The sequence below is a fragment of the Shewanella sp. genome (assembly GCF_013214165.1).
Taxonomy (GTDB): Bacteria; Pseudomonadota; Gammaproteobacteria; order Enterobacterales; family Shewanellaceae; genus Shewanella.
The window spans coordinates 1-2,258 of the sequence record NZ_JABSSM010000175.1 but is presented as its reverse complement, the minus strand read 5'-3'; the positions used below and the strand labels follow the sequence as shown (position 1 = coordinate 2,258).

The window sequence follows — 2,258 nt, the reverse complement described above, 5'->3', positions numbered from 1 at the left end:
GTATCTGGTGAACGAGAATCATCTTCACTACATGCAGATAAACATACTACTGATGCGATTATTAACACTAATTTATTCAAACTTTCTCCTTGGAGTCACTTTAATATTTACAGAAAATTTAATTATAAGTCTTGTACTTCGTACCAAAGAAAATATAAAATAATTTTGTCACTTTATTAAAATAGCCATAATAAAAAACCTCTCAACTATGTAGGATTTAATCATGGCTGATAGGCTCTAATTTATCAATTAACAGTGAGCGCCATTATATTTAACAAGGCGGTTAGATTCACCATACAATTCTGGCAGAAAATTCTGATAAGCGCGAGTTTCCAGTACTACATTGATCTGTTGAAATATACGTGCCGCAAGAATTGGTAACTTGAGGGTTTGTGACTTGTCTCGTAGTTGCAATTCTACTTCACTTAGTTTTTTGCCATTTACGTTAGTTAAAACCTTAGATCCTTCCACCGTTCTAAAGGCACCGCCACCCCGCTTGGTTTCTATCGCATATTTATTTTCCCCTAAAAACTCCAACAGCATTGAATAGTCTGCAACTAATTTAGCACTTTCAAACTTATAATAGATCGTAAGTGATCTTATTGTTGCGTTAGCTGGGGCTCCATAATAAGTAATACAATTACTAAGGGGAAGTTTAGGTTTGGGCTGACTACTGGTCCACCTATTAGGATAAAACCCATCTGTATATGGCATAGTTACATTGTATGTATGCTGACCATCAGGGCCATAATCAGCTTGTGAAAAATTTCCATCTTCCTTTACAAGGTTTAAGGTACATTCTCCAGCTAAAACAGACGTCGACAAAAATGTCATAAATATTAGTGGAACCAATATATGTGTTTTTTTCATTGTAAAAATCCTTTTTTTGTTGGAGAATTTAATTGTTTAACCTATTTTAGGTATGCTGACAACAAATAACTAAGACACCCATTATTAAATCTAACTGATTGGGTGCTTGTGGGGAAAGGCTTTCGTTGCAAAGCGTGAAAAAAACAGGGGGAAGATTGATGTGAATCAATTGCGCTGCTCTCTCTGCTTTTCTACTTATCTACTTTTCTACTTATCTGTAAAAAGTCAGTGAGTGCTGCTAGCGTATCTTCATCCCTGAATAGCTACTTTCAACCTCTTACTTAAGACGTTGAGTCTCGCCTGCATTTCCCTAACTGCACCCAATGTAACCTACTTTGGTGGTGAGTTTCAATATGTAGGCCGGTATTTTATTGAAAAATATAGCTTTTAACGAAAAACCTATAACAAAAAACAACCATGAAAGAAATAACCAAAACATCCAAAATTTTTCACTCCTAGATAGCCTGTACCTACTAAAACTTGATTGCCAGATGGGTTTATCTCAGCGTGATTTAAGACCTAACTGCTGGTTTTTTATCACCTTTTTAAGCTTGTTATAAGCCAGCGCCAGAGTCTCTGGCTTCAACTGCGCCAGTAGGTTACCTGTGATCACTAAGCTCAAACATAAACTCAAACCTAAGCTCGAATACACAGACCAGTGGTCATCTTCAAACAGGCTCCCTGCCCCCTGTGTCCGGCTAGACACGGCTAAGGCGACGATAGGCGTGATCAACAGCAGATAATATAGATGTGCCTGTCCTATTTTTTTATTATGAAGCGACAAGAGCGAAGGTTTATTTTGCCAAACCTTATGCGAGTTGGCAGCAGGAACGAATGAAAATACTAACGGTCGAATTAGGCGTTTTTGGCCTAAGAAATTCGACATGGCTATGCTGACAGAGGAGGAAATCGAGAACAGAATATTGCAACTAAATTTAACGCCAAGAAAGATATTAGGCGGGCTAACACCCCTTGAGGTCTTTACTGGTAAGCGTGTTGCACTTATTGCTTGATTCCAGCACCACTTCGATATCTGACCAATGCTTAGCTAACTCCACATCAATACGTAATACGAGATGTAAATGGTTACTCATCACTACATAAGCACAAATATCAATGGCAAACACAGCTGCAAGTTCTAATAGTCGACTTTCAACCCAATCCCGTCTATGCTCATAGGATTGACCTGTGTAATGATCAACTCCGCACAAAAAAGCCTTTCTAACACAACGAGATACGCAATGATAATAGAGCGTATCCTCTAAGCTGACTAACGCTTTTCTTGGTGTAGGCATAATAACCCCTCCTCAACAACTCTGACTTAAGCGTAGTCAAGGGATCTTAATCTGACAATCCTGGGTGTCTTGGTTGTTTTATTGAAATGCTGC

The 2,258-nt window shown here is 38.4% G+C and carries 3 protein-coding genes and 2 pseudogenes; 2 read left to right on the top strand and 3 right to left on the bottom strand.

Going from position 1 to position 2,258, the window contains the following annotated elements; genetic code table 11:
- A partial coding sequence (locus HRU42_RS21065; protein ID WP_295034048.1) for a hypothetical protein occupies nt 1-180 on the top strand: 180 nt, incomplete at its 5' end.
- Between the two features lie 69 nt (nt 181-249).
- On the opposite strand, the gene HRU42_RS21060 is transcribed toward HRU42_RS21065, so the two are convergent.
- Together HRU42_RS21060 and HRU42_RS21055 are read right to left on the bottom strand one after the other, a co-directional pair.
- Complete coding sequence (locus tag HRU42_RS21060; protein WP_295034047.1) at nt 250-870, bottom strand: hypothetical protein; 621 nt, start codon at nt 868-870, stop codon at nt 250-252.
- 502 nt (nt 871-1,372) lie between these two features.
- Complete coding sequence (locus tag HRU42_RS21055) at nt 1,373-1,603, bottom strand: hypothetical protein (RefSeq protein ID WP_295034045.1); 231 nt, start codon at nt 1,601-1,603, stop codon at nt 1,373-1,375.
- Between the two features lie 59 nt (nt 1,604-1,662).
- On the opposite strand from HRU42_RS21055, the pseudogene HRU42_RS21050 reads away from it, so the two are divergent.
- A pseudogene (locus HRU42_RS21050) lies at nt 1,663-1,883 on the top strand (transposase); the annotation flags it as partial.
- A gap of 6 nt (nt 1,884-1,889) precedes the next feature.
- Here HRU42_RS21050 and HRU42_RS21045 read toward each other — a convergent pair.
- Nucleotides 1,890-2,165 (bottom strand): annotated as a pseudogene (locus tag HRU42_RS21045) (transposase); the annotation flags it as partial.
- Nucleotides 2,166-2,258 lie beyond the last annotated feature (93 nt).